The organism is Herbiconiux liangxiaofengii, from assembly GCF_041927335.1.
GTDB classification, from domain to species: Bacteria; Actinomycetota; Actinomycetes; order Actinomycetales; family Microbacteriaceae; genus Herbiconiux; species Herbiconiux liangxiaofengii.
In genome coordinates this window covers 255,412-281,980 of record NZ_JBHFHD010000005.1, presented here as the reverse complement: position 1 = coordinate 281,980, position 26,569 = coordinate 255,412, and the positions used below count along the sequence as shown (strand labels likewise).

27 protein-coding genes and 1 tRNA gene are annotated in these 26,569 nt (G+C 69.4%); 15 read left to right on the top strand and 13 right to left on the bottom strand.

The annotated features are described in order from the left end of the window. The first annotated feature begins 181 nt into the window (after positions 1 to 181). The gene (gene phoU, locus ACEXOR_RS03700) at positions 182 to 838 is read left to right on the top strand and encodes a phosphate signaling complex protein PhoU (RefSeq protein ID WP_374848036.1); all 657 of its coding nucleotides are present in this window, start codon (positions 182 to 184) and stop codon (positions 836 to 838) included. Positions 839 to 978: 140 nt separating this feature from the next. On the opposite strand, the gene ACEXOR_RS03695 is transcribed toward phoU, so the two are convergent. Further along, positions 979 to 1,731, bottom strand: a complete 753-nt coding sequence (locus ACEXOR_RS03695; RefSeq protein WP_374848035.1) for a phosphoglyceromutase — start codon at positions 1,729 to 1,731, stop codon at positions 979 to 981. 36 nt (positions 1,732 to 1,767) lie between these two features. Between ACEXOR_RS03695 and ACEXOR_RS03690 the strand changes: the two genes are divergently transcribed. Next, positions 1,768 to 2,595 carry a class I SAM-dependent methyltransferase gene (locus ACEXOR_RS03690; RefSeq protein ID WP_374848034.1) on the top strand — a complete coding sequence of 276 codons (828 nt, stop codon included), beginning with the start codon at positions 1,768 to 1,770 and terminating at the stop codon, positions 2,593 to 2,595. On the opposite strand, the gene ACEXOR_RS03685 is transcribed toward ACEXOR_RS03690, so the two are convergent. The 4 genes from ACEXOR_RS03685 to ACEXOR_RS03670 form a co-directional block, all read right to left on the bottom strand. Continuing rightward, on the bottom strand, positions 2,588 to 3,016 hold the full coding sequence (locus ACEXOR_RS03685; protein ID WP_374848033.1) for a hypothetical protein: 429 nt from the start codon (positions 3,014 to 3,016) through the stop codon (positions 2,588 to 2,590). The genes ACEXOR_RS03690 and ACEXOR_RS03685 overlap by 8 nt on opposite strands. Positions 3,017 to 3,064: 48 nt before the next feature. Beyond that, positions 3,065 to 4,261, bottom strand: coding sequence for a CAF17-like 4Fe-4S cluster assembly/insertion protein YgfZ (gene ygfZ, locus ACEXOR_RS03680; protein WP_374848032.1), 1,197 nt, complete (start codon positions 4,259 to 4,261; stop codon positions 3,065 to 3,067). 11 nt (positions 4,262 to 4,272) lie between these two features. Further along, complete coding sequence (locus ACEXOR_RS03675; RefSeq protein WP_374848031.1) at positions 4,273 to 4,995, bottom strand: nitrobindin family protein; 723 nt, start codon at positions 4,993 to 4,995, stop codon at positions 4,273 to 4,275. Positions 4,996 to 5,124: 129 nt separating this feature from the next. Then, positions 5,125 to 5,391 carry a hypothetical protein gene (locus ACEXOR_RS03670; protein WP_374848030.1) on the bottom strand — a complete coding sequence of 89 codons (267 nt, stop codon included), beginning with the start codon at positions 5,389 to 5,391 and terminating at the stop codon, positions 5,125 to 5,127. Positions 5,392 to 5,458: 67 nt separating this feature from the next. Here ACEXOR_RS03670 and ACEXOR_RS03665 point away from each other — a divergent pair, with 67 nt between their 5' ends. Both ACEXOR_RS03665 and mshD read left to right on the top strand, forming a co-directional pair. After that, positions 5,459 to 6,151, top strand: a complete 693-nt coding sequence (locus ACEXOR_RS03665; protein ID WP_374848029.1) for a response regulator transcription factor — start codon at positions 5,459 to 5,461, stop codon at positions 6,149 to 6,151. Beyond that, entirely contained in the window at positions 6,120 to 7,037 is a 918-nt protein-coding gene (gene mshD / locus ACEXOR_RS03660) for a mycothiol synthase (protein WP_374848028.1), read from the top strand. The genes ACEXOR_RS03665 and mshD overlap by 32 nt, the downstream gene beginning before the upstream one ends. A 3-nt stretch (positions 7,038 to 7,040) precedes the next feature. On the opposite strand, the gene ACEXOR_RS03655 is transcribed toward mshD, so the two are convergent. Further along, positions 7,041 to 7,346 carry a helix-turn-helix domain-containing protein gene (locus ACEXOR_RS03655; protein WP_374848027.1) on the bottom strand — a complete coding sequence of 102 codons (306 nt, stop codon included), beginning with the start codon at positions 7,344 to 7,346 and terminating at the stop codon, positions 7,041 to 7,043. Between the two features lie 154 nt (positions 7,347 to 7,500). Here ACEXOR_RS03655 and ACEXOR_RS03650 point away from each other — a divergent pair, with 154 nt between their 5' ends. The 7 genes from ACEXOR_RS03650 to pstB all read left to right on the top strand — a co-directional run bounded on the left by ACEXOR_RS03650 (position 7,501) and on the right by pstB (position 17,128). Further along, the gene (locus tag ACEXOR_RS03650; RefSeq protein WP_374848026.1) at positions 7,501 to 9,744 is read left to right on the top strand and encodes a glycosyl hydrolase family 8; all 2,244 of its coding nucleotides are present in this window, start codon (positions 7,501 to 7,503) and stop codon (positions 9,742 to 9,744) included. A gap of 62 nt (positions 9,745 to 9,806) precedes the next feature. Next, the gene (locus tag ACEXOR_RS03645; protein ID WP_374848025.1) at positions 9,807 to 11,987 is read left to right on the top strand and encodes an RNA degradosome polyphosphate kinase; all 2,181 of its coding nucleotides are present in this window, start codon (positions 9,807 to 9,809) and stop codon (positions 11,985 to 11,987) included. After that, positions 11,984 to 12,916 carry an NUDIX hydrolase gene (locus ACEXOR_RS03640; RefSeq protein WP_374848024.1) on the top strand — a complete coding sequence of 311 codons (933 nt, stop codon included), beginning with the start codon at positions 11,984 to 11,986 and terminating at the stop codon, positions 12,914 to 12,916. Before ACEXOR_RS03645 ends, ACEXOR_RS03640 begins: the two co-directional genes overlap by 4 nt. A gap of 116 nt (positions 12,917 to 13,032) precedes the next feature. After that, a complete protein-coding gene (gene pstS / locus ACEXOR_RS03635) occupies positions 13,033 to 14,133 on the top strand; it encodes a phosphate ABC transporter substrate-binding protein PstS (RefSeq protein WP_374848023.1) in 1,101 nt (366 codons plus the stop codon). A 126-nt stretch (positions 14,134 to 14,259) separates the two neighbouring features. Beyond that, positions 14,260 to 15,216 (top strand): phosphate ABC transporter permease subunit PstC, encoded by a 957-nt coding sequence (pstC, locus tag ACEXOR_RS03630; protein WP_374848022.1) that lies wholly within the window; start codon positions 14,260 to 14,262, stop codon positions 15,214 to 15,216. 2 nt (positions 15,217 to 15,218) lie between these two features. Further along, a complete protein-coding gene (gene pstA, locus ACEXOR_RS03625) occupies positions 15,219 to 16,319 on the top strand; it encodes a phosphate ABC transporter permease PstA (RefSeq protein WP_374848021.1) in 1,101 nt (366 codons plus the stop codon). 29 nt (positions 16,320 to 16,348) lie between these two features. Then, positions 16,349 to 17,128 (top strand): phosphate ABC transporter ATP-binding protein PstB, encoded by a 780-nt coding sequence (gene pstB / locus ACEXOR_RS03620; RefSeq protein ID WP_374848020.1) that lies wholly within the window; start codon positions 16,349 to 16,351, stop codon positions 17,126 to 17,128. A gap of 143 nt (positions 17,129 to 17,271) precedes the next feature. Here pstB and ACEXOR_RS03615 read toward each other — a convergent pair whose 3' ends face one another. The 3 genes from ACEXOR_RS03615 to ACEXOR_RS03605 form a co-directional block, all read right to left on the bottom strand. Next, positions 17,272 to 18,129 carry an anti-sigma factor gene (locus ACEXOR_RS03615; RefSeq protein WP_374848019.1) on the bottom strand — a complete coding sequence of 286 codons (858 nt, stop codon included), beginning with the start codon at positions 18,127 to 18,129 and terminating at the stop codon, positions 17,272 to 17,274. Then, positions 18,126 to 18,728 carry a sigma-70 family RNA polymerase sigma factor gene (locus ACEXOR_RS03610; RefSeq protein ID WP_374848018.1) on the bottom strand — a complete coding sequence of 201 codons (603 nt, stop codon included), beginning with the start codon at positions 18,726 to 18,728 and terminating at the stop codon, positions 18,126 to 18,128. Before ACEXOR_RS03610 ends, ACEXOR_RS03615 begins: the two co-directional genes overlap by 4 nt. A gap of 224 nt (positions 18,729 to 18,952) precedes the next feature. Then, positions 18,953 to 19,582: a DNA-directed RNA polymerase subunit beta gene (locus tag ACEXOR_RS03605; RefSeq protein ID WP_374848017.1), complete on the bottom strand. Its 630-nt coding sequence runs from the start codon at positions 19,580 to 19,582 to the stop codon at positions 18,953 to 18,955. Positions 19,583 to 19,730: 148 nt separating this feature from the next. On the opposite strand from ACEXOR_RS03605, the gene ACEXOR_RS03600 reads away from it, so the two are divergent. The 4 genes from ACEXOR_RS03600 to ACEXOR_RS03585 all read left to right on the top strand — a co-directional run bounded on the left by ACEXOR_RS03600 (position 19,731) and on the right by ACEXOR_RS03585 (position 22,291). Further along, positions 19,731 to 19,803, top strand: a tRNA-Lys gene (locus ACEXOR_RS03600). 54 nt (positions 19,804 to 19,857) lie between these two features. Continuing rightward, the gene (locus ACEXOR_RS03595; RefSeq protein ID WP_374848016.1) at positions 19,858 to 20,544 is read left to right on the top strand and encodes an MmpS family transport accessory protein; all 687 of its coding nucleotides are present in this window, start codon (positions 19,858 to 19,860) and stop codon (positions 20,542 to 20,544) included. Positions 20,545 to 20,604: 60 nt separating this feature from the next. Next, entirely contained in the window at positions 20,605 to 21,342 is a 738-nt protein-coding gene (locus ACEXOR_RS03590; RefSeq protein ID WP_374848015.1) for a DUF3800 domain-containing protein, read from the top strand. 229 nt (positions 21,343 to 21,571) lie between these two features. Next, the gene (locus ACEXOR_RS03585) at positions 21,572 to 22,291 is read left to right on the top strand and encodes a M50 family metallopeptidase (protein ID WP_374848014.1); all 720 of its coding nucleotides are present in this window, start codon (positions 21,572 to 21,574) and stop codon (positions 22,289 to 22,291) included. Positions 22,292 to 22,344: 53 nt separating this feature from the next. Here the strand turns inward: ACEXOR_RS03585 and ACEXOR_RS03580 are convergent, their stop codons facing one another. From ACEXOR_RS03580 to glyA, 4 genes are all read right to left on the bottom strand, one after another. Next, a complete protein-coding gene (locus ACEXOR_RS03580) occupies positions 22,345 to 23,283 on the bottom strand; it encodes a DUF8686 domain-containing protein (protein WP_374848013.1) in 939 nt (312 codons plus the stop codon). A 94-nt stretch (positions 23,284 to 23,377) separates the two neighbouring features. Next, complete coding sequence (locus tag ACEXOR_RS03575; protein WP_374848012.1) at positions 23,378 to 24,316, bottom strand: aldose 1-epimerase family protein; 939 nt, start codon at positions 24,314 to 24,316, stop codon at positions 23,378 to 23,380. Positions 24,317 to 24,412: 96 nt separating this feature from the next. Continuing rightward, on the bottom strand, positions 24,413 to 25,294 hold the full coding sequence (locus tag ACEXOR_RS03570; RefSeq protein WP_374848011.1) for a bifunctional methylenetetrahydrofolate dehydrogenase/methenyltetrahydrofolate cyclohydrolase: 882 nt from the start codon (positions 25,292 to 25,294) through the stop codon (positions 24,413 to 24,415). Further along, complete coding sequence (gene glyA, locus ACEXOR_RS03565) at positions 25,288 to 26,562, bottom strand: serine hydroxymethyltransferase (RefSeq protein WP_374848010.1); 1,275 nt, start codon at positions 26,560 to 26,562, stop codon at positions 25,288 to 25,290. Before glyA ends, ACEXOR_RS03570 begins: the two co-directional genes overlap by 7 nt. Between the last annotated feature and the right edge of the window lie 7 nt (positions 26,563 to 26,569).

The following is a 26,569-nucleotide window of genomic DNA, read 5'->3' as shown; positions in this document are numbered from 1 at the left end:
GGCGCATCCCGGGTTTCGGGATGCACAGCCGTCGCTTCGGGGACTGTTCAACTACCCGGCACCTGGCGTTAACCTGGCCCCGGGAGGATGGACCTGTCGCTCTGCCGATTGCGGCGGTGCGCCGCGCACACGCGTGGCTCATGTCCGACGTGTCCGCCGTATCCCAGAAAGGACCACACGCATGCGTGAGGTATTCCAGCAAGAGCTGCGCGAGGTTCAGGAGCGTCTCGTCGAGATCTCCGAGCTCGTCACCGTGGCCATCACGAATGCCACCGAGGCGTTCAACGAGTCCAACGTGACCCTCGCCGAGCGGGTCATCGCCGAAGACCCCAAGATCGACGCCCTCGCGTCGAGCCTCGACGAGCTGGCCATCAACATCCTGGCGCTGCAGCAGCCGGTGGCCCGCGACCTGCGCATCGTCGTCACCGCGCTGCGGGTGAGCGCGTCGCTCGAGCGGATGGGCGACATCGCCGAGCACATCGCCCAGCTGGCCCGGTACCGCTACCCCGACAAGGTGGTCAAGAAGAGCCTGCGCCAGACGTTCGCCGAGATGGGCCGTCTCGACGTGGAGATCGCCAAGAAGCTCACCGTCCTGCTGCGCACCGAAGACCTCGCCCTGGCCGACGAGATGCGCAACGACGACGACGCCATCGACGAGCTGCACGTGAGCGTGTTCGACGCCGTGCTCGGAGCCACCTGGAAGGGCGAGGCGGTCGACACCGTCGACGTCACCCTCGCGAGCCGCTACCACGAGCGCTTCGCCGACCACGCGGTCTCCATCGCCAAGAAGGTGCAGTACCTCGCCACGGGCGAATGGGTCGGCTCGAACAACGCCTGATTCACCGGGCGCCGCCGCCCCTGCGGCGCCCCTTGCGCTGAGCGATCAGGCGCAGATGCAACTCCGCTCCAACCGGTGAAAGCGACGTACACGCCGCCGCTTTCACCGGTTCCGGCGTTAACCGGGTGTTTACCTTCGGGCTACTTCTTGCCCTGTGCGGCCACGGCGGCGGCGCCGGCGGCGGCGGCCTCGGGGTCGAGATAGCGGGCGGGCTCGGTGGGCACGAACGAGGCGTCCAGCGTGTACACCAGCGGGATGCCCGTGGGGATGTTGAGCTCGGCGATGTCGTCGTCGGAGATGCCGTCGAGGTGCTTCACCAGCGCGCGCAGCGAGTTGCCGTGGGCGGTGACCAGAACGGTCTTGCCGAGCGCCAGGTCACCCGTGATGTCGCTCTCCCAGTAGGGCAGCATGCGGTCGATGACGTCTTTGAGGCATTCGGTGCGCGGCACGTCGTCGCCGAGGTCGGCGTAGCGCGGGTCGCCCACCTGGGAGTAGGGGTCGTCGTCGGCGATGGGGGGCGGCGGCACGTCGAACGACCGGCGCCAGGTCTGGAACTGCTCGGCGCCGTACTCGGCGAGGGTCTGCGCCTTGTCTTTGCCCTGCAGCGCGCCGTAGTGGCGCTCGTTCAGCCGCCAGGAGCGCTTGACGTCGATCCACAGGCGATCGGCCACCTCGAGCGCGTAGTCGGCCGTCTGGATGGCCCGCGTGAGACGCGAGGTGTAGAGCACGTCGGGCAGCAGGCCCGACTCGGCGAGCAATTCGCCCGCCCGCTTGGCCTCGGTGACGCCCTGCTCGCTGAGCTTCACGTCGACCCAGCCGGTGAACAGGTTCTTCTGGTTCCAATCGCTGTTGCCGTGACGCAGCAGGATGAGGGTGTAAGGCTCTGTTGGCATGCCTCCATCCTACTGAGACCCGTCGGAGGTGATTGGATGGACGGCATGCCGATCGGTGCCGTCACCCGCGGAACCACGGGCACCAACCGCCTGCGCCGGGTGGATCGCTACATCGGCGCCCTGCCCGAGTTGCGCCGCACGCCCGACCCGCTCGTAGTCGACCTCGGTTACGGCGCCAGCGGCGTCACCGCGCTCGAGCTTCAGGCCCGGCTGGCCGGGGTGCGCCCCGATGTCGAGGTGATCGGCTTCGAGATCGCCCCCGAGCGTGTCGCACGTGCCCGGGCGCAGCTGCAGCTCGTGCGAGAGGGGTCCACCGCGTTCTCCCCCGAGGCACGCGTGTCGTTCGCTCTCGGTGGCTTCGAGGTGCCGCTGCCGGCGGGCCGGCAGGCGGCGGTCATCCGCGCCTTCAACGTGCTGAGGCAATACGACGAGAGCGAGGTTCCGGATGCGTGGGCCCGAATGGTCGCGCGCCTCCAGCCGGGCGGGCTGCTGATCGAGGGCACCTGCAACGAGGTGGGCCGGGTGGCCAGCTGGGCGACGGTGGGGCACGACGGACCGCGCGCCTTCACGGTGTCGCTGCGCCTCGCGGGCCTGGAGCATCCGTCGGTCGTCGCCGAGCGGCTGCCCAAGGCACTCATCCACCGCAACGTGCCGGGCGAGAACGTGCACCGGTTCCTCGCCGACCTCGACCGGTTCTGGCAGCACAACGCCGGTCTCGGCATCTACGGCCCGGTGCAACGGTGGCTCGCCACCGTGGCCGCCATGGCCGACGCCGGCTGGTCGGTGCGCACGCCGCTGCGACGGAGGCGGCTCGGCGAGCTCACGGTCGACTGGGCCGACGTGGCTCCGCTCGCCGCTACTTGATCGGCAGCTCGACCTCCTGGTCGCCTACGCGCACCACCAGCGGCTCGGAGGTGGTGACGTTCTGCGGCGTCCAGAACACGGAGGTGTGCGGCACGAAGTCCATCGTGCACGGGCCGTCGGAGACCGGGCGGGTGGTGATCTCGACCACGTTTCCCTCGCCCCGGGGCTCGATGACCTTGATGTCGGAGCCCACGACCGGGCAGACCGAACTGCCCGAGATGGCGACGGCGATCTGTGAGCCCTCCTGTAGCCAGAAGGCCTGGAGGCCCTGGTCGGCGCCGCCCTCCGACTCGGTGACGATCTCCTCTTCGTCGGGGAGGCCGTTGAAGTTCTGGGTGGGGCCCGTCATGGTGCAGCCGGTCAGCACGAGTGCGAAGGCCGCGGCGGAGATGGTGAGGGGAACGAGCTTTCGCATCTGCATGGGACTAAGTTACCCAATCCGGAGACCGGTCGTGGCGACGACGCGGGGTCAGCGGGAGCGGGCGCCGAGACGGGGCAGGCGCACCCGGCCGACGGCGGCGCCGGCATCCGGAGCGACGATCGTCTCGGCCGACGCCGCCACGTCGCCCGCCTCGGTGCGCACCACGAGATCGACGCCCTGGGGCGTCTGACGGCGCAGCACCGCGAGGGCGATGGGGCCCCACTCGTGGTGGATGCCCGCCGAGGTCACGACCCCGAGCGGCTCGGCGTCGTCGGACGCTTCGGTCGTGGCGAGGAACACACCGTCTCCCGGCGCCGGCAGCACCGAGTCGGAGCCGTCGAGCTGCAGCTGCACCAGGCGCCGCGGCGGGTGCCCGAGGTTGTGCACCTTGGCCACGGTCTCCTGGCCTCGGTAGCACCCCTTCGCGAGGTGCACGGCCGACCGCATCCAGTCGAGTTCGTGCGGGATGCTCTTCTCGTCCACCTCGGTCGAGAGCCTCGGCCGCCAGGCGGCGATGCGCAGGGCCTCGGCCGCGAGCACGCCGGCGGGCGCGAGCTCGCCGCGGAGCGCGGCGTCGGCGAGCTGCATGAGCGCCGCCCGCGGCACCAGCCCTTCGCGCCAGAACCAGTCGGCACCCGGATGCTCGTCGACCGCCGCGTACTGCACGCCCCCGGCCACGATCTCCGGCCACGGGTCGGCCCAGACGAGCGGATGGCCGTCGACGCGCGCGAGGGCCGGCTCCAGTGCGGGCGCCACCGCGTCGAGCACGCCACGCCCCGACGCCAGCCAGCCGATCGTGGCGAACTCGTCGCTGCGGTCGGCGATCTCCACGCGCAGCATGAAGCGCATCCGTTGCAGCCACTGCTCGAGCTCGGTGGTCTCGGCCGCATCGACGAGCAGCCAGGCGGTGCTGCCGTCGTCGACCACCCGGATGGCGTGCTCGATGCGGCCATTGGCCGAGAGCAGCAGGGTTTCGGCCGAGTCTCCGGGAGCCAGGCCCGTGAGGCGCTGGCTGGTGACGGAGTCGAGCCAGCTCAGCCGATCGGGGCCGGTCACCGAGATGACACCGCGGCCCGAGAGATCGACGACGGTGGGGAGGGCGTTCGGCCGGCCCGAACGCGGGGCGTCCAGCATCCGCTGTTCGGCCACCGGGTTGCCGTAATGGGCGGCGACTCCGGAATCGGCCCCGGTGGTGGCGACTGCGCCGGGGAGGGTGAGGAAGGGAGAGGGTTCGCGGGCCGTCACGTCGGCGGCCGTCAGTCGACCTTGGCCAGCCGCGCCGAGGCGTGGGTGCGCAGGTCTTGGCCGAGGGCCGCGATGTCCCAGGCCCAGAGCAGGTGGTTATCGACCAGGCCGTAGATGCGGGTGGCTGCCGTGTACTCCTTGGCCGAGCGGCTGCGCACCACCGCGTCGGTGGCGAGGTCGATGCGCGGGCCCTTGACCTGCCCGAGGTAGAGCTCGTTCACACCGGAGGGGTGCACGATCGACACCTCGATGTCGAAGCCCTCGGCGGAGTTGCGCAGGGTCTCGACCGACTGGGCGGTGTTGAAGGGGCGCGGGCCGACGCCGGGCAGCATGCCGGGGCCGACATCGCCCTCGATGTGCAGACGGCTGAGGCGCCAGTAACCGGTCTCGGCGGTGAGGGGGGTGACGACCGGGGCCGCTTCGCCATCGGTGGAATCGGGGGCGTCAGGCGCATCCGGTGCTGTGGGCTCGTCGGTGGAGAGCTTCGGGGCCTCGGACACGGAGCCGCCGTCGACCTCGGGCAGCAACCAGGTGTAGGAGCTGTAGTTCAGGTAGGGCAGGCCGTCGTGGCTGAAGCTGATGCGCTGCCCGAACTCGCGAGAGACCCGCTGGGGCTCGTCGCCCTCGTTCGCCGGGTCGAGCGCGTAGTCGATGACTCCGGTGCCCTCCCAGACCCCGATGAGCCAGGACAGAGGGACGAGTTCGGAGGGCAGGCCCGTGGGGATCTCGATCATCTCGAGCTCGAGGTCAGCGCTGACCGCGGAAGAGCTTGTAGATGACGACCCCGGAGGTCCAGGCGATTGCGAGGCTCGCAAGCCCGAGAAGGCCGATGAACAGGAGTTCGAGCGCTACGTAGGACATGACTAGATCTTAGCCCCCGCCACGAAGGCGAGGGGCGCGAGCACGGCGGTCGCGAGGGCGAGCACCACCACCGCCCCACCGAGGCTGGCGGAGACCCGGTCGACGAAGCCCTTGCGCACGGGCACGATGAGCTGGATGCCGAAGGTGACCACGAGGGCGAGCCCCAGCACCACCGGCAGGAAGACCAGGTAGCTCGACGCGGGCACGAACAGACCAACGGCGACGACCGCGAGCGCGGACAGGATCCAGACCGGCACTACGCTTCTCATCAGCAGACTCATACCCGCCATTCTGCCCGAGTAGTATGAAGCGCAGGCTTTCTCTGGAGGATCTTACGTGGCGCAGTTGTTGATCCTGACCTCTGCGGTCGACCGCGAGGTGCTTCCGGCACTCTCGCTCCTCAGTCACCGCACCCGCCAGATCCCTGCCGAGCCCTCGCAGCTGGTGAACACCCCCAACAGCGACCTCATCTTCGTCGACGCCCGCCACGACCTGGCCTCGGCCCGCTCGCTCTGCAAGATCCTCAGCACCACCGGCATCGGTGTGCCGGTCGTGCTCATCCTCACCGAGGGCGGGCTCACGGCCGTCAGCGCCGAATGGGGTGCAGCCGACGTGGTGCTCGAATCGGCCGGGCCCGCCGAGGTCGACACGCGCATCCGTCTCGCCATCGGCCGGCAGGTGCAGGACCAGTCGTCGTCGAAGATCCAGGCCTCGGGCGTGGTGATCGACGAGGCGAGCTACTCGGCCCGCGTTCACGGCCGGCCGCTCGACCTCACCTTCAAGGAGTTCGAGCTTCTGCGTTTCTTCGCCATGCACCCCTCCCGGGTGTTCACTCGCGAGCAGCTGCTCAGCGAGGTGTGGGGCTACGACTACTTCGGTGGCACCCGCACAGTCGACGTGCACGTGCGGCGGCTGCGCGCGAAGCTCGGCGACCTCGAGTCGTTGATCGGCACCGTTCGCAACGTGGGGTACCGCTTCAACTTCTTCGAGGACGACAATGAGCGACTCGCTCACACTCTCGGTCAGTAGCCCCGATGAGGCGCGCGAGCCTTTTCTGAGGCTGGTGGCGCGCGCGGCACTGGTCGACGGCCAGCACCCGTTCAACGACCAGGCCCAGATCGACGCGGGCAAGGGCACGCGGTCGCTGCTGCTGGCCGAGCGCAACGCCTCGGTGGTGGGCGCGGCGATCGTGGGCCAGGGTGAGCTCGAGTTCGTGATCGACCCCGAATGGCGCCAGGAGGGTCTCGGGCGGCAGCTGCTGGAGATCGTGCTGCGAAACAACGGGGAGGGGCCGCTGCTCGCCTGGGCGCACGGCGACCACCCGGCCAGCCGCCGCCTCGCCGCCACGCACCGGTTCGACGCCGTGCGCACGCTGCTGCAGCTGCGCCGCGAGCTCTCCCCCGCCACGGATGCCTCAGCCCCCGATTCGGCCCCGGCCGCCTCCGCTCTCCCGGCCGGCTTCGCGGTGTCGACCTTCCGCGGCGGGCGCGACGCCGACGACTGGGTCGACCTGAACGCCCGGGTGTTCGCCGAGCACGACGAGCAGGGCTCGATCACCGCGGAAGACCTGAGCTTCCGACTCTCGGAGGCGTGGTTCGACCCCGACGACTTCCTCCTGCTGCGCGACTCCGACGGCCGCCTCGTCGGCTACAACTGGCTGAAGGTCGAGCCCGGCGACTCGGTGGGCGAGATCTACGTGGTTGGTGTCGAGGAGGGCCACGCGGGCCAGGGCCTCGGCCGGCACCTGATGAACCTCGGTCTCGAGCGGCTCGCCGAACGCGGCTGCACGCACGCGGCGCTCTACGTCGACGCCGACAACACCCGCGCTGTGGCGCTCTACCGCTCCCTGGGCTTCACCGATCACACCATCGACGTGCAGTACGCCCAGCGCACCGCCCAGAGCATCTCCCGCTGACGCTCAGGCGCCGTTTTGGGCCTCGCGGGCGCGGATGAGGTCGGCGACCGTGACGCGGTGGGTCGGCGCCGGGACGAGGTCGGGCGTCAGACCGGCGACGAGCACCGACGGGTCGAGGTTGAGCGCCCCCGCGATGCGGACGATGGTGTGCAGCGACGGATTCGCCTGACCGCGCTCGATGCGGCCCAGGTTCGTGAAGTGCACGGCCGAGAGCTCGGCGAGCTCCATCTGACTGAGCGCGAATCGTTGGCGTTCGATCCGGATGCGGGAGCCCAGCAGGCGCGCAGCCTCGGACACGGTCGGATTCACGCCTCATGCTTACCGGCCGCATGTCTTGGAGGACAGAGTGCGCACACCAGTGGCATCTGTGCCAGTGGCTCGAACACCATGGCATCGGGACCCGGCGGCGAAGTCGGCGCCCGGTGCCATGATGGCTGCATGGTGGACGACGTCGGCACTCTGCGTGAGATCGGGCATCCCGGTGCCTGCCGGTGAGCGACGGATGCGCCCGCACCGGCAGGTCGGCTGGGCGCTGACGGCGGCCCTCGTCGCCTCGGTGGCCACCGGAGCCTCCCCCGCGACCGCCGTGGCCCCGACACCCGTCGACGCCACGGCCGCGGCGGCCGGCGTCGCGCGGCCGTTCGGGTCGCACCCGGTCGCGCCCGCCGCCGGAGCCGCCACCCCGCCCGGCGGCATGGCATCCGCCGACGCCGCCACGGCCGCCGTCTACGACCGCTGGAAGGCCGACTACGTGAGGGCCGGCTGCGGAACCGGCCGGTACTACGTCGACGCCTCGAGCTCCACCTCCTCGATGGTGGTGTCGGAGGGCCAGGGCTACGGCATGGTGATCACGGCGCTCATGGCGGGCCACGATCCGGCGGCACGCACCGTGTTCGACGGCCTCTACCGCTACGTGCTCGATCACCCCAGCGAGACCGACCCACAGCTCATGTCGTGGCGCCAGGACGCCACCTGCTCCAGCACCCCGGGCAGCGCCAGCTCGGCCACCGACGGTGATCTCGACATCGCCTTCGGCCTGTTGCTGGCCGACACGCAGTGGGGCTCGACGGGCGCCATCGACTACGCCACCGAGGCGCTCCGCGTGATCGCGGCCGTCAAGCGCAGCGAGATCGAGCCCGACACCCGCCTTCCGAAGCTCGGCGACTGGGTGGGGACAGGCGACAGCCACCGGTACGGCGTGCGCACCTCCGACCTGATGGTCGACCACTTCGACGCCTTCGAGACGGCCACCGGCGACCCGTTCTGGGGCGAGGTCTCCACCGCGTCGACCGCTCTCGTCACCGCCCTGCAGAGCACCGCGGCCCCGGATACGGGGTTGCTGCCCGACTTCGCCGTCGACACCCAGACCACCGCGCCCCGTCCGGCGTCGCCCGGCTTTCTCGAGTCGGCGAACGACGGCCGGTTCTCCTGGAACGCCTGCCGCACACCGTGGCGGCTCGCCGCCGGCGGGCTGCTCTCCGATGACGACGCGGCCCGGTCGGCCGCCGACCGGATGGGCGCCTGGGCGGTGTCGTCGACCAAAGGCGACCCCGCGGGCATCCGGGCCGGTTACCAGCTCGACGGCAGCCCGCTCGTGTCGTACTCCGACCCGGCGTTCCTGGCGCCGCTCGCCGCGGGTGCCGCAGTGCGATCCAGCCGGCAGGGCTTCGTCGACGCCGCGTGGACCGCCCTGCGCACCGGGCCCAGGGCGGGGTACTACTCCGACTCGCTGCGGCTGCAGGTGATGCTGCTGCTGTCGAACAACAGCTGGCCGCCCACCACCCACGCCGACACCGGCGTGCAGCGCATCGCCGGCGCCGATCGGTTCGCGGTCTCGGCGGCGGTCTCGGCCACGACGTTCGCCTCGGGGGTGCCCACCGTCTACGTCGCCAGCGGCGAGGTGTTCCCCGACGCACTCTCGGCCTCCGCGGCGGCCGGGGCCGAGGGCGCACCGGTGCTGCTGGTGCAGAAGAACGCGATCCCGGTCACGGTCGCGGCCGAGCTCACCCGGCTGGCACCGGCGCGCATCGTGCTGCTCGGCGGCCCGGCCACGGTGAGCGCCTCCGTGGAGACGGCGCTCGGCGGCTACGCCGACACCGTCGAACGCCTCGCCGGCTCCGACCGCTTCGCCGTCTCGGCCGCGGTCTCCCGCAGAGCCTTCGAGCCGGGCCGGGCTGTGGTCTACGTCGCCTCCGGCGAGGTGTTCCCGGATGCGCTGTCGGGGTCGGCCGCGGCCGGTCACGACGGCGGCCCCGTGCTGCTGGTGCGCCGCGACGGGGTGCCCGAGGTGATCGCCGACGAGCTGCGCCGGCTGCAACCGGCATCCATCGTGCTGCTCGGCGGCCCGAACTCGGTCTCGGAGAGCACGGCGAGCGCCCTGGGCGGCATCGCCCCGGTCACCCGTGTCGCGGGGGTCGACCGTTTCGCGGTGGCCGCCGCGGTCTCGGCCCGCACCTTCCCCTCGCCCGGCACCACGACGGTGTATGTGGCATCCGGAGCCACCTTCCCCGACGCGCTCTCCGGCGGAGCCGCCGCGATCAGCGGTTCGGCCCCGATACTCCTGGTCACGCGTGACACCGTGCCGGCGGCGATCGCGGCCGAGCTCTCGCGCCTCCGGCCCGCCCGAATCGTTCTGCTCGGCGGCACCGCCTCGGTTTCCGCGGCCACCGAGCAGGCGCTGCGGGGCTTCGTGGTCGCCCCGGGGTGATCGTGGTCGCCGGCGGAAGCTCGTTCACCCGCCGGACACACCGCGGGTGACATGATGGCTGCATGAACGACGACATCATCTCGCTCGACGCCGGGGTCGTCACCGACTTCGACGACGACTACGACGAAGCCGTGACGCAGCTCCCCGGCACACCGCTGCCCGAGGGCCGCTATCTCGACCGTGAGCTCAGCTGGCTGGCCTTCAACACCCGCGTGCTCGAGCTCGCCGAAGACCCCACCGTCCCGGTGCTCGAGCGGGCGAACTTCCTCGCCATCTTCGCCTCGAACCTCGACGAGTTCTTCATGGTGCGCGTCGCCGGACTGAAGCGGCGCATCCTCACCGACCTCGCGGTTCCCACCAACGTGGGCCGCCGGCCGATGGATGTGCTCGACGACATCTCGGTGAAGGCCCACGAGCTGCAGGCCAGGCACGCGGCCGCCTACCAAGACCTGGTGCGCCCCGCACTGGCCGAGGCCGGCATCCGCATCGCCACCTACGACGAGCTCGACGAGGCCGACCGCGTGAACCTGCGCGACATCTTCTCGAACCAGATCTTCCCCGTGCTGATGCCGCTGGCAGTCGACCCGGCGCATCCGTTCCCGTACATCTCCGGCCTCTCGCTCAACCTCTCGGTGCGCGTGCGCAACGCCAAGACCGGCAAAGAGGAGTTCGCGCGACTCAAGGTGCCGCAGGTGCTCGACCGCTTCATCCGGGTGGATCAGCGCGAGAGCGCCAACGAGGTGCGCTTCATCACCCTGGAAGACCTGATCGCCAACCACCTCGGCGACCTCTTCCCGGGCATGGAGATCGTGGAGCACCATGTGTTCCGCGTCACCCGCAACGAAGACGTCGAGGTCGAGGAGGACGAGACCGAGAACCTGCTCCAGGCGCTGGAGAAGGAGCTGCTGCGGCGGCGCTTCGGGCCGCCCATCCGGCTCGAGGTGAGCGACGACATGGATCAGGTGACCCTCGAGCTGATCGTGCGCGAGCTCGACATCACCGACCAGGAGGTCTACAGCCTGCCCTCGCCGCTGGATCTCGGCGGACTGTTCGACCTCACGCGCATCGCCCGCCCCGACCTGAAGTACCCCAAGCACGTGCCCACCACGGCCGCCGCGCTGCTGCCGCCGGAGCCGAACGCCAAGCCCGACATCTTCAAGGCCATCTCGCGCGGCGACATCCTGCTGCACCACCCCTACGAGTCCTTCGCCACGAGCGTGCAGGCCTTCCTGGAGCAGGCCGCCGCCGACCCGCACGTGCTCGCGATCAAGCAGACGCTCTACCGCACGTCGGGCGACAGCCCCATCGTCGAGGCGCTGATCGACGCGGCCGAGGCCGGCAAGCAGGTGCTCGCCCTGGTGGAGATCAAGGCCCGGTTCGACGAGCAGGCCAACATCTCCTGGGCCCGCAAGCTCGAGAAGGCCGGCGTGCACGTGGTGTACGGCCTGGTGGGCTTGAAGACGCACTGCAAGCTCGCGCTCGTGATCCGCCAGGAGAAGGGCCGGCTGAAGAGCTACAGCCACATCGGCACCGGCAACTACAACCCCAAGACCTCGCGCATCTACGAAGACCTGGGGCTGCTGACCGCCGACGACCAGGTGGGCAAAGACCTGACACGGCTGTTCAACGAGCTCTCGGGCTACGCCATCGAGAAGAAGTTCAAGCGCCTGCTGGTCGCTCCGCTGCACCTGCGCAAGGGGCTGCTCAAGCGCATCGCCATCGAGGCCGAGAACGCCCGAAAGGGTCTGCCGTCCGGCATCCGCATCAAGCTGAACTCCATCGTCGACGAGGCCATCATCGACGAGCTGTACCGCGCCAGCCAGGCGGGGGTGCCGATCGACCTGTGGGTGCGCGGCATCTGCTCGTTGAAGCCGGGCCAGGAGGGGCTGAGCGAGACCATCCGCGTGCGGTCCATCCTCGGCCGCTACCTCGAGCACTCCCGCATCTTCTCGTTCCTGAACGACGGCGATCCGCAGGTGTACATCGGCAGCGCCGACATGATGCACCGCAACCTCGACCGCCGCGTCGAGGCCCTGGTGCGTCTGGTCGATCCCGGACACCTCAAGGAGATCGACAGCCTGTTCGACATGGCCATGAGCGACGGGACCTCGTCGTGGTCGCTCGACGCCGAGGGCGCGTGGACGAGGAACGACGTCGACGCCGAGGGCGAGCCCCTGATCGATCTGCAGGACGAGCTCATGCACATCGTGAGCAAGCGCAAACGACCGGGCACCACGCGGTGACGGTCTTCGCCGCGGGGGCGGTGTGCTGGCGGATGGTGGACGGCAAGGTGAAGGTGCTGGTCATCCACCGCACCGCGCACCGCGACGTGTCGCTGCCCAAGGGCAAGGTCGACCCCGGCGAGACCCTGCCGGAGACCGCGGTGCGCGAGGTGGCGGAGGAGACCGGCCTCGCGGTGACCCTCGGCGTGCCGCTCGGCATGACGAACTACACCATGCCGAACGGCCGCGAGAAGGTCGTGCACTACTGGGCCGCCGAGGTCACCGACGAGGCGGCGCTGGCCTCATCGTTCCTGCCCAACGGCGAGGTGGCCGCCCTCGAGTGGCTCCCGATGCGCAAGGCGCTCTCGGCCCTCACCTACGAACGCGACGCCGAGATCGTCGAACGATTCCGGATGCTCGTCGACGAGGGCGTCACCCGCACCTTCGCCTTGATCGCGCTCCGTCACGCCAAAGCCACCCCGCCCTACCAGTTCGACGGCCCCGACGCCTCGCGCCCCCTCACGGAGCGCGGACGGGGCGAGGCGCGTTCGATCGTGCCCGCCCTGCGGAGCTTCGGCCCGGCGCGGGTGGTCAGCTCGACGGCCAAGAGATGCCGGCAGACCGTCGAGCCGCTCTCCAAGGCCCTCGACCTCACGGTGAAGACGACGGATGCGATCAGTCAGGACTCCTTCGAAGCCGGCGAGGACCGAACGGGCATCCGTGATCTGGTGGGCAAGCGCGTACGCAAGCGGGTCACCACTGTGCTCTGCAGTCACGGCCCCGTGCTGCCGGAGATCGTGCGGGAGGTCGCGCTCGCGACAGGCACCGCCACGAGGGTGAGCGCGTCGCGCGCCGGCGACCTGCCCGTGGCCGGGTTCTCGGTGCTGCACCTCTCGGTCGACCGGCCGGGCTCCGGAATCATCGCCATCGAGACCCACGTTCCGCTGTAGCCCCCGCTGTTCACCTTCCGTTCACCCCCGGGCGGCAGGCTCTTAAGGAGTGGCGCTTAGCGTCTAGGACGGGCCCGCACCGGCCCGATCTGCAATCACTCCGAAAGGGATTCCTCGTGAAGCTCAAGCGCTATGCCGCCCCCGCGGTCATCGCCATCACCGCCGCCCTCGCCCTGAGCGCGTGCGCCTCGAACGAAGGCGGCACCCCCGCCGCCGACGACAGCACCGCTGCAGCTTCGACGCTCACCGGCACGCTCACCGGCATCGGCGCCTCCTCGCAGGGCTCGGCCCAGGAGGCCTGGATCGCTGCGTTCCAGACCGCGAACGACGGCGTGACCGTCAACTACGACCCGCAGGGCTCCGGCGCCGGCCGCGAGAGCTTCATCTCGGGTGCCGCCGCCTTCGCCGGCTCCGACTCGGCCCTCAGCGACGACGAGCTCGCCGGCACCTTCGCCAGCTGCGCTCCCGACACCAAGGCCATCGACCTGCCGGTGTACATCTCCCCGATCGCCGTCGTGTTCAACGTCGAGGGCGTCACCGAGCTCAACCTCGACGCTGCCACGCTGGCCAACATCTTCAGCGGCAAGATCACCACCTGGAACGACCCGGCCATCGCCGCGCTGAACGCCGACGCCACGCTGCCCTCGGCTCCGATCACCGCCGTTCACCGCTCCGACGACTCGGGCACCACCAAGAACTTCACCGACTACCTCGGCAAGGTCGCTCCTGAGGCCTGGACCGAGAAGGCCGCTGACGCCTTCCCCTTCCAGACCGGTGAGGGCGCGCAGGGCACCTCCGGCGTCATCCAGGCCGTGACCAACGGCTCGAACACCATCGGCTACGCCGACGCGTCGAAGGCCGGCGACCTGGGCGTCGCCAAGATCAAGGTCGGCGAGGAGTTCGTGGCCTACACCGCCGAGGGCGCTGCCGCCGTCGTCGAGGAGTCGCCGCTGGTCGAGGGTCGCGAGGCCAACGACATCGCGATCGCCCTCGACCGCAAGACCACCGACCCGAGCCACTACCCGCTGGTGCTCGTCTCCTACGCCATCGTGTGCCAGGAGTACGCCGACGCCGCTCAGGCCGAGCTCGTGAAGGCCTACATCGGCTACATCGCCTCGGAGGACGGCCAGACGGTCGCCGCCGAGTCGGCCGGTGCCGCGCCGCTGTCGGCCGACCTGTCGTCGAAGGTCGCCGCGGCGATCGAGACCATCAAGTAACACCGCTCCACCCTCTCTGTCCGGTTCCGGCTCCCTCGCGGAGCGGGAACCGGACAGAGCCGGGTTCGGGGACACCCGGACCGACCCGACGAAGACTCCTCACCAGGACGACAGGAGACGAGCTCCATGACCACCGCTCCCGCCAAGCCCGCCGCACCGCCGCGGCTGAAGGCCAAGCAACGGCCGGGTGACCGGATCTTCTCCACGGCCACCGTCGTGGCGGGATCGCTGATCCTCGTCACGCTCGCAGCCGTCACCATCTTCCTGATCGCCCAGAGCATCCCGGCCTTCAGCGCCCAGCCCAGCGACCTCAAGGGCGGTGCCGAGAACTTCTGGATGTACGTCGGCCCCCTGGTGTTCGGAACCATCTGGGCCGCGTTCCTCGCCCTGCTGATCGCCGTTCCGCTGGCCATCGGCATCGCACTCTTCATCTCGCACTACGCACCGCGCCGGCTGGCCCAGGGCCTAGGCTACGTGATCGACCTGCTCGCCGCCGTTCCCAGTGTGGTGTTCGGGCTCTGGGGCATCACCGTGCTGGCCCCCTTCGTGCAGCCGTTCTGGTCGACCCTGGTCGACCTGTTCGGCTGGTTCCCGCTCTTCGCCGGGCCCGTGTCGGGCACCGGACGCACCATCCTCACCGTGGCCATCGTGCTCGCGGTGATGATCCTGCCGATCATCACCGCCCTCTGCCGGGAGATCTTCCTGCAGACGCCGAAGCTGCACGAGGAGGCCGCTCTCGCCCTCGGCGCCACCCGCTGGGAGATGATCCGCACGGCGGTGCTGCCGTTCGGTCGCCCCGGCATCGTGTCGGCCTCGATGCTCGGCCTCGGCCGCGCGCTCGGCGAGACGATGGCCGTGGCCATGGTGCTCTCGCCCCAGGTACTCATCTCGTTCGCGCTGCTGCAGTCGACGAACCCCACCACCATCGCCGCGAACATCGCCCTCAACTTCCCCGAGGCGCACGGAGTCGGCGTTAACGTGCTGATCGCGACCGGGCTCATCCTGTTCGTCATCACCTTCGCGGTGAACTTCATCGCCCGTGCCATCGTCAACCGCCGCAAGGCCTTCTCGGGAGCCAACTAGTCATGACGACGATCACCACTCCTCCCACGAAGCCCGCGGCGCCCATCGCCAACACCCTCACCACCGGCATCCTGCCCAAGTACGTGCCGTGGCTGCTGCTCGTCACCTGCTGGGTGATCGTCGGCTCCGTCTTCGTCATCCTGATGGCCGCCGGCGTGAACGAGAACTTCAACGTCGTCGGTGCCGCGTTCTTCGGAACCGTGCTCTGGGTGATCGTGAACTACGTGGTCTCCCGCTCCTACGAGGGCTCTCGCCCCGCCATGAACCGGTTCGTCACCTCGCTGGTGTCGCTGGCCTTCTTGGTGGCCCTGCTGCCGCTGATCTCGCTGCTCTACACCGTGATCTCCAACGGCATCCCGCGCTTCGACCTCTCGTTCTTCGCCGAGTCGATGCGCAACGTGGTGGGCGAGGGCGGCGGCGCCCTGCACGCCATCGTGGGAACCCTCGAGATCACCGGAATGGCGACGCTCATCTCGGTGCCGGTGGGTCTGCTCACCGCCATCTACCTGGTGGAGTACGGCCGCGGTCACCTGGCTCGGGCCATCACCTTCCTGGTCGACGTGATGACCGGCATCCCGTCGATCGTCGCCGGTCTGTTCGCGTTCGCGTTCTTCGCGCTCATCCTCAACCAGCCGGGCATCCGGTTCGGCTTCGGTGGCGCAGTGGCACTCTCGGTCCTCATGATCCCCGTGGTCGTGCGCTCGAGCGAAGAAATGCTCAAGCTCGTGCCGAACGAGCTGCGCGAGGCCGCCTACGCCCTCGGTGTGCCGAAGTGGCTCACCATCGTGAAGGTTGTGCTGCCCACCTCGATCGCCGGCGTCACCACCGGCGTGATGCTCGCCATCTCGCGGGTGATCGGCGAGACCGCTCCGCTGCTGATCATCGCGGGCTACACCCAGAGCATGAACTACAACCTCTTCAACGAGCGCATGATGACGCTGCCGGTGTTCGTGTACACCCAGTACGCGAACCAGGGCACGGATGCGCAGGCCTACATCGACCGCGCCTGGGCCGGTGCGCTCACCCTCGTCCTGATCGTCATGGCGCTGAACCTGGTGGCCCGCGTGGTCGCCAAAGTCTTCTCTCCCAAACTCGGCCGCTGACCGCGGACTCTGAAACCGAAGGAACTCGCTTGTCCAAGAGCATCGAAGTCAACGACCTCAACGTCTACTACGGCAACTTCCTCGCCGTCGAAGGCGTGTCCCTGAAGATCGAGCCCCGCACGGTCACCGCCTTCATCGGCCCGTCGGGCTGCGGCAAGTCCACCTTCCTCCGCACGCTCAACCGCATGCACGAGGTCATCCCCGGCGCCCACGTCGAGGGTGAGGTGCTGATCGACGGCAACAACCTCTACGGCCAGGGTGTCGACCCCGTGCTCGTGCGCCGCCAGGTGGGCATGGTGTTCCAGCGACCGAACCCGTTCCCCACCATGTCGATCGGTGAGAATGTGCTCGCCGGCGTGAAGCTCAACAACAAGCGCATGTCGAAGTCCGACTCCGACGCGCTGATCGAGAAGTCGCTGCGCGGCGCCAACCTCTGGAACGAGGTGAAGGACCGCCTGGGCCTCCCCGGCTCCGGCCTCTCGGGCGGCCAGCAGCAGCGCCTCTGCATCGCCCGTGCCATCGCGGTGCAGCCCGACGTCATCCTGATGGACGAGCCCTGCTCGGCGCTGGACCCCATCTCCACCCTCGCCATCGAAGACCTGATCGAGGAGCTCAAGGCGGAGTACACGGTCGTGATCGTGACGCACAACATGCAGCAGGCGTCGCGAGTGAGCGACCGCACCGCGTTCTTCAACATCGCGGGCACCGGCAAGCCGGGCAAGCTCATCGAGTACGACGACACCACCACGATCTTCTCGAACCCCACCGTGAAAGACACCGAAGACTACGTCTCGGGCCGCTTCGGTTGATCGAAAGCCGCTGATTTTCTGGTGCGCCGCCGCCCCTGCGGCGCACGGTGCGACCGGTTAGAGGCCCTGACCGATTCGGCCGCCCCGAGGTCCGAAAAGCGACGTACACGCCGCCGCTTTTCGGGCCTTTTGGGATTGTCGGGCTAGGCCGACTGCACCGCGAAGATGGGCTCGGTGGTGGGCTGCTGGGAGCCTCCGGCCGGCTCCACCGTCACGCCCACCACGTCGCCGGCCGTCAACGAGCCGTCGAGCACGTGCCACGAGGTTCCCGAGGCCGCCGCGTCGAACGTGCCGGCCGGAACCGGGCCCTTCGAATCGATGTACCAGGCCTCGTAGACCTTGCCCTCGGGCAGCTCGGGCAGGTCCTCCGCGAGCACCGCCGAGCGGCCCAGCTCGTTCGACCACACCACGGTGGCGGTTCCGCCCCCCGCGACGTCGACGGATGCGCGCTGCACGTCCGCCGCGGCCGTGATGCGAGCGAGCTCGGCCGCCGACGAATCGGCCACGTTCGAGCTGCCGGTACCGTTCACGATGGCGCTGCCCACGAAGCCGCCGCCCACGAACAAGGCCGCCGCCGCCGCGACCGCGGCCAGCGCGCCGGCCGGACGGGCGAACCACCGTGTCCGGGCGCGGGACTCGGCGGATGAAGGCGCCGCTGCTGCCGGCTCGGCCGCTGCCGGCTCGGCGGCGACCGGCTCGGCGGCTGCCGGCGCATCCGGAATCTGATGCGGCAGCGCCGGAAGCTGCGGAGTGAGGGAGAGCTTCGCCATGAGTTCGCTCTTCAGCCGCGCCGAGGGCTCGATGGGAGCGATCGACAACCCCAGAAGCGCAGCGGTCTCGACGAGCTCGTCGGTCTCCTCACGGAGCGAGTCGGAACTGCCGAGCAGGCTCTCGAGCGCCGAGGCCTCCTCGGCACTCAGTGCGTCGAGAGCGAAGGAGCCCGTGAGCAGGCGGGCGTCGAAGTCGTCGCCACCGTCCGTGGTGCTGTTGTCGTTCGTCATGCCGTCACCCCCAGGGCGTCTCGAAGTCTGATCATCCCGTCGCGCAATCGCGTCTTGACCGTGCCCACCGGGATAGAGAGGAGAGCGGCCACCTCGCTGTGACTGTAGCCGCCGTAGTAGGCCAACGAGATGGCTTCGCGTTGCAGGTCGGTGAGCTGCGTCATGGCGCGTTTGACCCGCTCGTGCTCGATGCGGATCTCGACCGACTCGCTCACGTGGTCGTAGTCGGGCTCGATGTCGCGGAGACCGATGCGCTCGTCGCGGTCGTGACCGGCCTGCGAGGAACGCACTCGGTCGACCGCACGGCGGTGGGCCATGGTGAGCATCCACGCCATCGCGCTGCCCCGGCCGGCCTCGAAGCGGGTGGCGGTGCGCCAGATCTCGAGCATCACCTCCTGGGTGACCTCCTCGCTCTGGGCGTGGTCGACGAGAACGCGGCGCACGAGGCCGAGGATGCGTGGTGCGACGCGGTCGTAGAGCTCGGAGAACGACTGCTGGTCACCCTGGGCCACCTGCACGAGGAGCTGGTCGAGCGTGCTGGCCGGGTCACCGCCGTCGTCGTCTCGGCGGTCTCGATCGGTGGTCACGAGTTCTAGCATGACACCTCGCGGCTGGAGGAGAGCCTGGGTGCCTCGGTCGATGTCCACAATCGTTATTCGGAACACGGCGGCATCCGGTTTGCGATCGGGGGCATTCTGCCGGTTCGCCGGGGAGCTTCGTGGGAGGTGCCGGGCCGCAGAAACGCCTCTCGGCGGAAGGCCGCTCGGAGCGGCGAATTTTGGAGCCCGGGGTTACTGCGGCCCGACTCTCCTATTTTAGCCGGTCATTCGAGGCTGTCGTGCCGCCAGAGCGACGCCGACTCCGCCAGGTCGCCGCCGATGGTCTCGAACCGCAGGGCCCGGGTGGTGAGGGTGGTGGCCGTCTCGGGTGCGCCGATCTCGGCGTCATCCGCGATGCTCACGCAGCCCTGCGCCATGATCCGGCAGAAGGATGCCGCCCGGTCGAGCGCCACCGCGAAATCGCCGGTGAACAGTCCGGTGAGGATGCGGTCGGCGAGTTCGGTGATCTCCTTCGGGCCGGTCGGCGACTCCGCGCCGGCCACCACGGGGTCGATGCTCTGGATGAGGTTGGAGCCGCGCTCGAAGAAATAGCTCGCGAGCTCCGGGTCCTGCCGGATGAGCACGCGCAGCAGATAGATGCGCCAGAGGCTCCCCGGCAGGCTGTGGGCGGAGGCGCGGGCCCAGAGTTCGGCGATCGCGTCGATACCGTGGTCGTCGGTGAAGGCGAGCAGGCGCTCGATCACGTCGGGCTGCGGGTCGTCGCGCACCCGGCTGAGCAGGGCACCGGCCGTCTCGTGGGCGACGCGATTGATGGTGGCGGGGTCGTCTCCGCCCTGGAAGGCCTCGAAGGCCGAGTTGTCGAAGAGGGCGGGGCGATGGAAGTCGTCAGCCATGCGGTGGGGAACCTGCCGTTCTGCCGGGGTGCGGGCATTCGAGGAGTCCAACGCTACGCATCCCCCATCCGTTCCCGCACCTCTTCTGCGCACAGGGAACACCCGGCAGGCCGCGGGCCGCCTCCAATTCGCGATAGCCTTGACCCGAGGGCCTGTAGCTCAGTTGGCAGAGCATCGGACTTTTAATCCGCGGGTCGAGGGTTCGAGCCCCTCCGGGCCCACCTCGCGTGAGACATCGGCGTCGGTAAGCGGGCCTCCTCTGTCATGATCGACACATGACTAACTCACAGCAGCCTCCCTACTACCCGCCGCAGGCCCCGTACCAGCCGGCACCTCCGGCTGCATCCCGAACGAATGGCGTCGGCATCGCCTCGCTCATCGTGGGTGGGCTCGCCCTTCTCGGCGCGTTCGTCCCGTTCCTGAACTACGGCACCGGCTTCCTCGCGTTCATCGGCATCGTGCTGGGCGTCATCGGGCTCGTGCTGAAAGGCAAGGCCAAGGGAATCGCGATCGCGGGCCTCATCGTGAGCGTCGTGGCCGCGATCCTGTCGATCATCCTGGCGATCGTGTACACCGCCGGGTTCGCCAGCGCGGTCAGCGACGGCATCAAGGACGTACAGGCGTCGAACTCCGCCGCGGCTGCGGCGCCCGTCGACGTGACGTACGAAGTCACCAGCACGCTCCCCACGGTCGACGTCACGTACTCGACGTACACCAGCGGCAACTCCGGCACGGAGTCCAGCACGGCGGTCGCGGCCCCCTTCGTGAAGGACTTCACCGTCGAGACCGGCGGCACGTTCGACTTCAACACGTTCTTCCTCAGCGGTAACTCGGGCTCAGAGTCGGCCACCATCACCTGCACCATCACGGTCGACGGCGAGGTCGTCTCCACTCAGACGGCGACCGGCGAGTTCGCGTTCGTCACCTGCTCGGCGAGCGACTTCGACGACATCGAGGGGTAGCCGCTCCTCTGCATCCCACCACACTCTTACCTGAGCTATTCTCATGCAAGAAGGAGTGCGATGCGGTTCGGAGATTACGTCGTCTACGTAGATGAGAGCGGCGACCATGAGCTCAGGAAGGTCAACCCCGAGTTTCCGGTCTTTGTTCTGGCCTTCTGCATCTTCCCCGTCCAGGACTACGTCGACCAGATCGTCCCGGCGGTACAACGCCTCAAGTTCCGTCACTTCGGCCATGACATGGTCGTGCTGCACGAACGTGAGATCCGGAAGTCTCTCCCGCCCTTCGACATCCTTCTCCGTGCGGACGTGCGTGCCCGCTTCATGGACGAACTGAGCGGCATCATCGATCGCGCTCGGTTCGGGGTCGTGTCCTGTGTGATCAACAAGCACGAGTTCATCGCACGGCGCGGTCTGCAGGAGAATCCCTACCACGTGGCGCTCGAGTACGGGTTGGAGCGCGTCTTCTTCCAACTGCAGGCGAGGAAACAGGTCGGACGCACGACCCACGTCGTCTTCGAGAGCCGTGGCAAGCAGGAGGACCGGCTGCTGGAACTCGAGTTCCGGCGCGTGCTCGACACCACGCGCATTCGCGGTCTGGCCCAGACCTTGGCCTTCAAGTGCGCTCCGAAGTCCGCGAACAGCACCGGCCTACAGCTGGCCGACATGATCGCGCGGCCGATCGGTCTCTCCGTGGTGAGAGGCGAACAGTCGAACCGCTCCTGGTCGATCATCGCGTCGAAGATAGTGCGGTCACCGAGTGGCAAGACGGCAGGTTTCGGATTGAAGGTCTATCCGTGACAAGCGAAAAGCCTCCGGGATTCCCAGAGGCCTGACGCCGATCGAGCATTCCCGATCCACTTGACACAAGACTACCTGTCGGACGACCGCCGAGGGCTCACTGCACGGCACGAGTCGGCGAGCTTTGTATGGCATCCCTGTGCAGGACAAGACCTCGCGGCGCCTGGCATCCGGCGCCGGGTGGCCGGTCGCCGGGCGGGCTCGGAGGCGGAGCCGGTAGCGTGCTGGGGTGGAGTGGGTTTCGGAGACGTGGGCGCTGCTGATCGAGCGGGCGGCCGCACCGTCGGTGGTGTCGGCACTCGTCGCCGTGGGGGTGGCGCTCGTGATCGTGGCCGTGACTCCCGTGTGGCGCGTCGCGCGGTTCGCGGTGACGCTGGCGCACGAGGGCGGGCATGCCATCGTGGCGACGCTGGCCGGGAGGCGGCTGGGCGGCATCCGGGTGCACTCCGACACCAGCGGTCTCACGGTGTCGCGCGGGCGGCCCACCGGCCTCGGCGTGGTGCTCACGTTCGCCGCCGGCTATCCGGGCCCCGCCCTGATCGGGCTGGCGGGGGTGTGGGCCACCGTAGCGGGTCAGGCCGTCGCGGTGGTGATCGGGCTCGTGGTGCTGCTCCTGCTGGCACTGGTGCTCGTGCGCAACGTGGTGGGCGGCGCCGTGGTGCTGGCTGTGGGCGCGGTGCTGGTGGCGGGCATCCTTTTGCTGCCGAGCGGCGTGGGATCGGCCCTGCCGCTGCTGCTCTGCCTGGTGCTCGTCGCCGGGTCGGTGCGCTCGGCCGTCGAACTCGGGTTCACCCGGCGCCACAGTCGCCGGGGCACCTCAGACGCGGATGCGCTCGCCCGGCTCACGCACATCCCCGCGGTCGTGTGGGTGGCGGCCTTCGTGGCCGTCACCGCCGCCTGCGCCGTGACCGCAGCCGTGCTGCTGGGGATCCTGCCCACACTCCGCTGAGCTCCAGGTCGGCGGCCGATCGACAGGATCAACCCGGCGGGTCAGCAGTCGGGTCAGTCGAGCGGATCGGGCGGCGGCGCAGAGCCTCGCGGTGCCACCCGCGTTCCCCATCGGTTCCACGCCAGGACGTAGATGGTCAGCCCGGCGACGAGCCCTACGATCACCCACAGCACGATCAGGTAGTCGATCCACGACCCCACGGGCGGCGATCCCGGCAAGAAGTTGCGGAGCGGAATGGTGGCGAAGAGCATCGCCCCCATCCAGCTCGTGAGAGTGGCCTCGACCTTGCGGCGGCCGGTGTAGGTGCTGATCGCCACGAACAGCACGAGCGCCGGAATCAGCGCCATCAAGGCAAGCAGCACGATGCCGAACGCCACCGTACTGGCGGTTCGTGTGGCCGTGATGGCCACACTCGGCAGGGGCACCGTGCCCGCCGTCGTCTCGACGGTATTGTCGGTGTCCGAGACCATCTCGGTGCTCAACTGCCACCCTGGCACACTGTCGTGCAGGCACACTGTCGTAGGGATGGTCACCTTGTCGTCGCCCTGCCCCGTGAACGCCACCGCGGTCACCTCGGCACGGTAGGTGTCGAACGGCCATTCCTCGACGACTCCCTCGGCGTAGACCGACTGAGTCGACCCCGCGAGGGCGTCCCCGCCCTTGAACGTCAGAACTTGCGACCCGTCCACCGGGGAGATCAACACCGAAAGGTCGTTCTTCGGGGTGAAGTTGTCGTTGGACAGAAGTGCGCCGGACAGCTGCGGCGTGAGCTGGAACTCGATGCGCTGATTGGTCGCGTGCACCGCCGAAGGCTGCAGTACCACCGTCGCGCCGTCGGTTCCTTCGACGACCGTATGGCACGCATCGCTCGACACCCGGTAGCTGCCCGCGTAGAGCAGCACGACCACCGCGTACACCGCCACCGCCACGAGCACGGCCACGGGTACCAGCCAGCGCCGCCGCGGTCGAGGAACGGGCCGCGCGTCAGTCATGAGGCGAGCATACCGATGAGCGGATGCGGCCGGCCGGCCCGATCGTGGTGCAGATGACGATGCGCGGGTGCGCCGCGCCCGCCGAGATCCCGGCTCAGCGGCCAGACGGTTCGGCCAGGAATCGGATGCCCCACCGCAGTTCCCAGCGCTCCCCCGGTTGCAGCCAGCGCAGTCCCCGGCCCGAGTTGAAGGCGTCGGCGGGAGCCGTCATCGGCTCGATGGCGATCGCTTTCCGCGGACCGTCGATCGAGGCGAACGCCGGCGGAGTGAACACCTGCACGAAGCCGAAGTCGGCGTCGGCCCAGAGCTCGACCGCACGGCCGTCGGGGGCCTGCACCCGCTGCCGGCTGCGGCCATCCGTCATCGCCACCCCGCCGTAGCAGTCGTCGATGGCCAGATCGCCGATGCGGCGACCGTGGGCGAGATCGTACTCCGTGCCGACCACGGGCTCCTCGGCCACGGGGATCTGGCGCTCGTCGGTGACGAAACGGGTCGTCGCATCGACGGTGACCGTGAGCTCCTCCACCGGCACGTCGCCGATGCGGAGATACGGATGCGCGCCGACGGCCACCGGAGCCGGCTCAGCCGACGCGTTCAGCACCGTGTGCGTGACGGTCATGCCCTCGGCGGTGAGCGCGTGCTCGACGGTGGTGTCGAGGCGGAACGGGTAACCGTGCTGCGGAAAGACGGATGCGGATTGCAGCAGCCGCGAGGGCTCCTGAGCCACCACCCGATAGGCCGTGTACCGCAGCAGCCCGTGGCTGGCGTTGCCGTACTTCGGCTCGGTGATGTCGAGCTGCTGCACGGCGCCGTCGAGCATCCAGCGGCCGCCCGCCACCCGGTTGGGCCAGGGCATCAGGACGATGCCCGCTGCCCCGGGCGGCGTCGACGACTCGGCGAACGGCTCCACGAGGTCGACCCCGTCGACCGAGAGCGACCGGATGCCCGCCGCCACCTCGGTGACCACGGCGGCCACCGAACGCCCTTCGGACTCGAGGGCGAGCGGGTACTGGTCACCGGTGGGAGCACTCATGACTCCACCCTAAATCGCCCCCGCCGAGTTGCGCCGAATCGCCCTCTGGCGGGGCAGGAAGGGGCGATTCGGCGCAACTCGGCGGGGCCGAACGGGTCAGCGGGCGCGGCGCTCGGCCTCGTCGACCACGTTGGCCAGGAGCATCGCGCGGGTCATCGGGCCCACTCCCCCGGGAACCGGTGAGAGGTGGCCGGCGACCTCGGCGACTCCGGGGTCGACGTCGCCGATGAGGCGCGCCTTGCCGGTCTCCTCGATCACCACGCGGGTGATGCCCACGTCGAGCACCGCCGCTCCTGGCTTCACCCAGTCGGGCTGGATGAGACCGGGCACGCCGACTGCAGCCACCACCACGTCGGCCCGGCGCACCTCGGCGGCCAGATCGGCCGTGCGGGAGTGCGTGAGCGTGACGGTGGCGTCGATTCCCTTGCGGGTGAGCAGCAGCCCGAGCGGGCGGCCCACGGTGAGGCCGCGGCCCACCACCACCACGTGCTTGCCCGCGAGCGGCACGTCGTAGCGCCGCAGCATCTCGACGATGCCCGCCGGAGTGCAGGGCAGCGGCGAGTTCAGTTCGCCGGCCACCCCGAGCACGAGACGCCCGAGGTTGGTGGGGTGCAGGCCGTCGGCGTCCTTCGCCGGGTCGATCAGCTCGAGCATCGCGTTCTCGTCGATGCCGTTCGGCAGCGGCAGCTGCACGATGTAGCCGGTCACCGAGTCGTCGGCGTTGAGCTGCTCGATCGCGGCGCGCACCTCGCCCTCGGTGGCGGTGTCGGGCAGATCGACCCGAACCGACTCGATGCCCACCTCGGCGCAGTCGCGGTGCTTGCCGGCCACGTAGGAGATCGACCCGGGGTCGCTGCCGACGAGCAGCGTGCCGAGCCCGGGGCGGATGCCGCGCGCCCGCAGCGCCTCGACGCGCGTGGCGATCTCCGCCTTCAGCGCCGACGCTGTCGCGACGCCGTCGAGCCGAACGGCTACCACTGCTCGAGGCCCGGGTAGAGCGGGAAGCCGTCGGTGAGAGTCAGAACGCGGGCGCGGAGCGCCTCGACATCCGGAGCCGGCTTGAGGGCGGTGGCGATGATGTCGGCCACCTCGGTGAACTCGACGTCGCCGAAGCCGCGGGTGGCGAGCGCCGGCGTGCCGATGCGGAGGCCGGAGGTGACCATCGGCGGGCGCGGGTCGAACGGCACCGAGTTGCGGTTCACCGTGATGCCCACCTCGTGCAGGATGTCTTCGGCCTGCTGGCCGTCGAGCTCGCTGGTGCGCAGGTCGGCGAGCACGAGGTGCACGTCGGTGCCGCCGGTGAGCACGTCGACGCCGGCGGCACGGGTGTCGTCGGCCACCAGGCGTTCGGCGAGCAGACGGGCGCCGCTCAGCGTACGAACCTGGCGGTCTTTGAACTCATCGGTGGCGGCGAGCTTGAAGGCGGTGGCCTTGGCCGCGATGACGTGCATCAACGGGCCGCCCTGCTGGCCGGGGAAGACGTTGGAGTTGAGCTTCTTCGCCAGCGCCGTGTCGCGGCTCAGGATGAAGCCGGAGCGGGGGCCACCGATGGTCTTGTGCACCGTGGACGAGACGACGTCGGCGAAGGGAACGGGCGAGGGATGCAGACCCGCGGCCACGAGGCCGGCGAAGTGCGCCATGTCGACCCAGAGCTTGGCGCCCACCTCGTCGGCGATGGCACGGAAGGCGGCGAAGTCGAGCTGACGCGGGTAGGCCGACCAACCGGCGATGATGACCTGCGGCTTGTGCTCGAGCGCCTTGTCGCGCACCACGTTCATGTCGACGAGGAAGGTCTCGGGGTCGACGCCGTAGGACACCGCGTTGTAGAGCTTGCCCGAGAAGTTGAGCTTCATGCCGTGGGTGAGGTGCCCGCCGTGCGCGAGCTCGAGGCCCAGGATGGTGTCGCCGGGCGTCGCGATGGCCGAGAGCACGGCCGCGTTGGCCGTGGCTCCCGAGTGCGGCTGCACGTTGGCGTACTCGGCGCCGAACAGCGACTTGGCGCGGGCGATGGCCAGCTCCTCGGCGATGTCGACGAACTCGCAGCCGCCGTAGTAGCGGCGGCCCGGGTAGCCTTCGGCGTACTTGTTGGTGAGCACGGAGCCCTGCGACTCGAGCACGGCGCGAGGCACGAAGTTCTCGGAGGCGATCATCTCGAGCGTGCCGCGCTGGCGGCCGAGCTCGAGCTTCAGCACCTCCGCGATCTCGGGATCGACTTCACTGAGGGGCGAGTTGAAGGTGTCGGACACGGGTGGC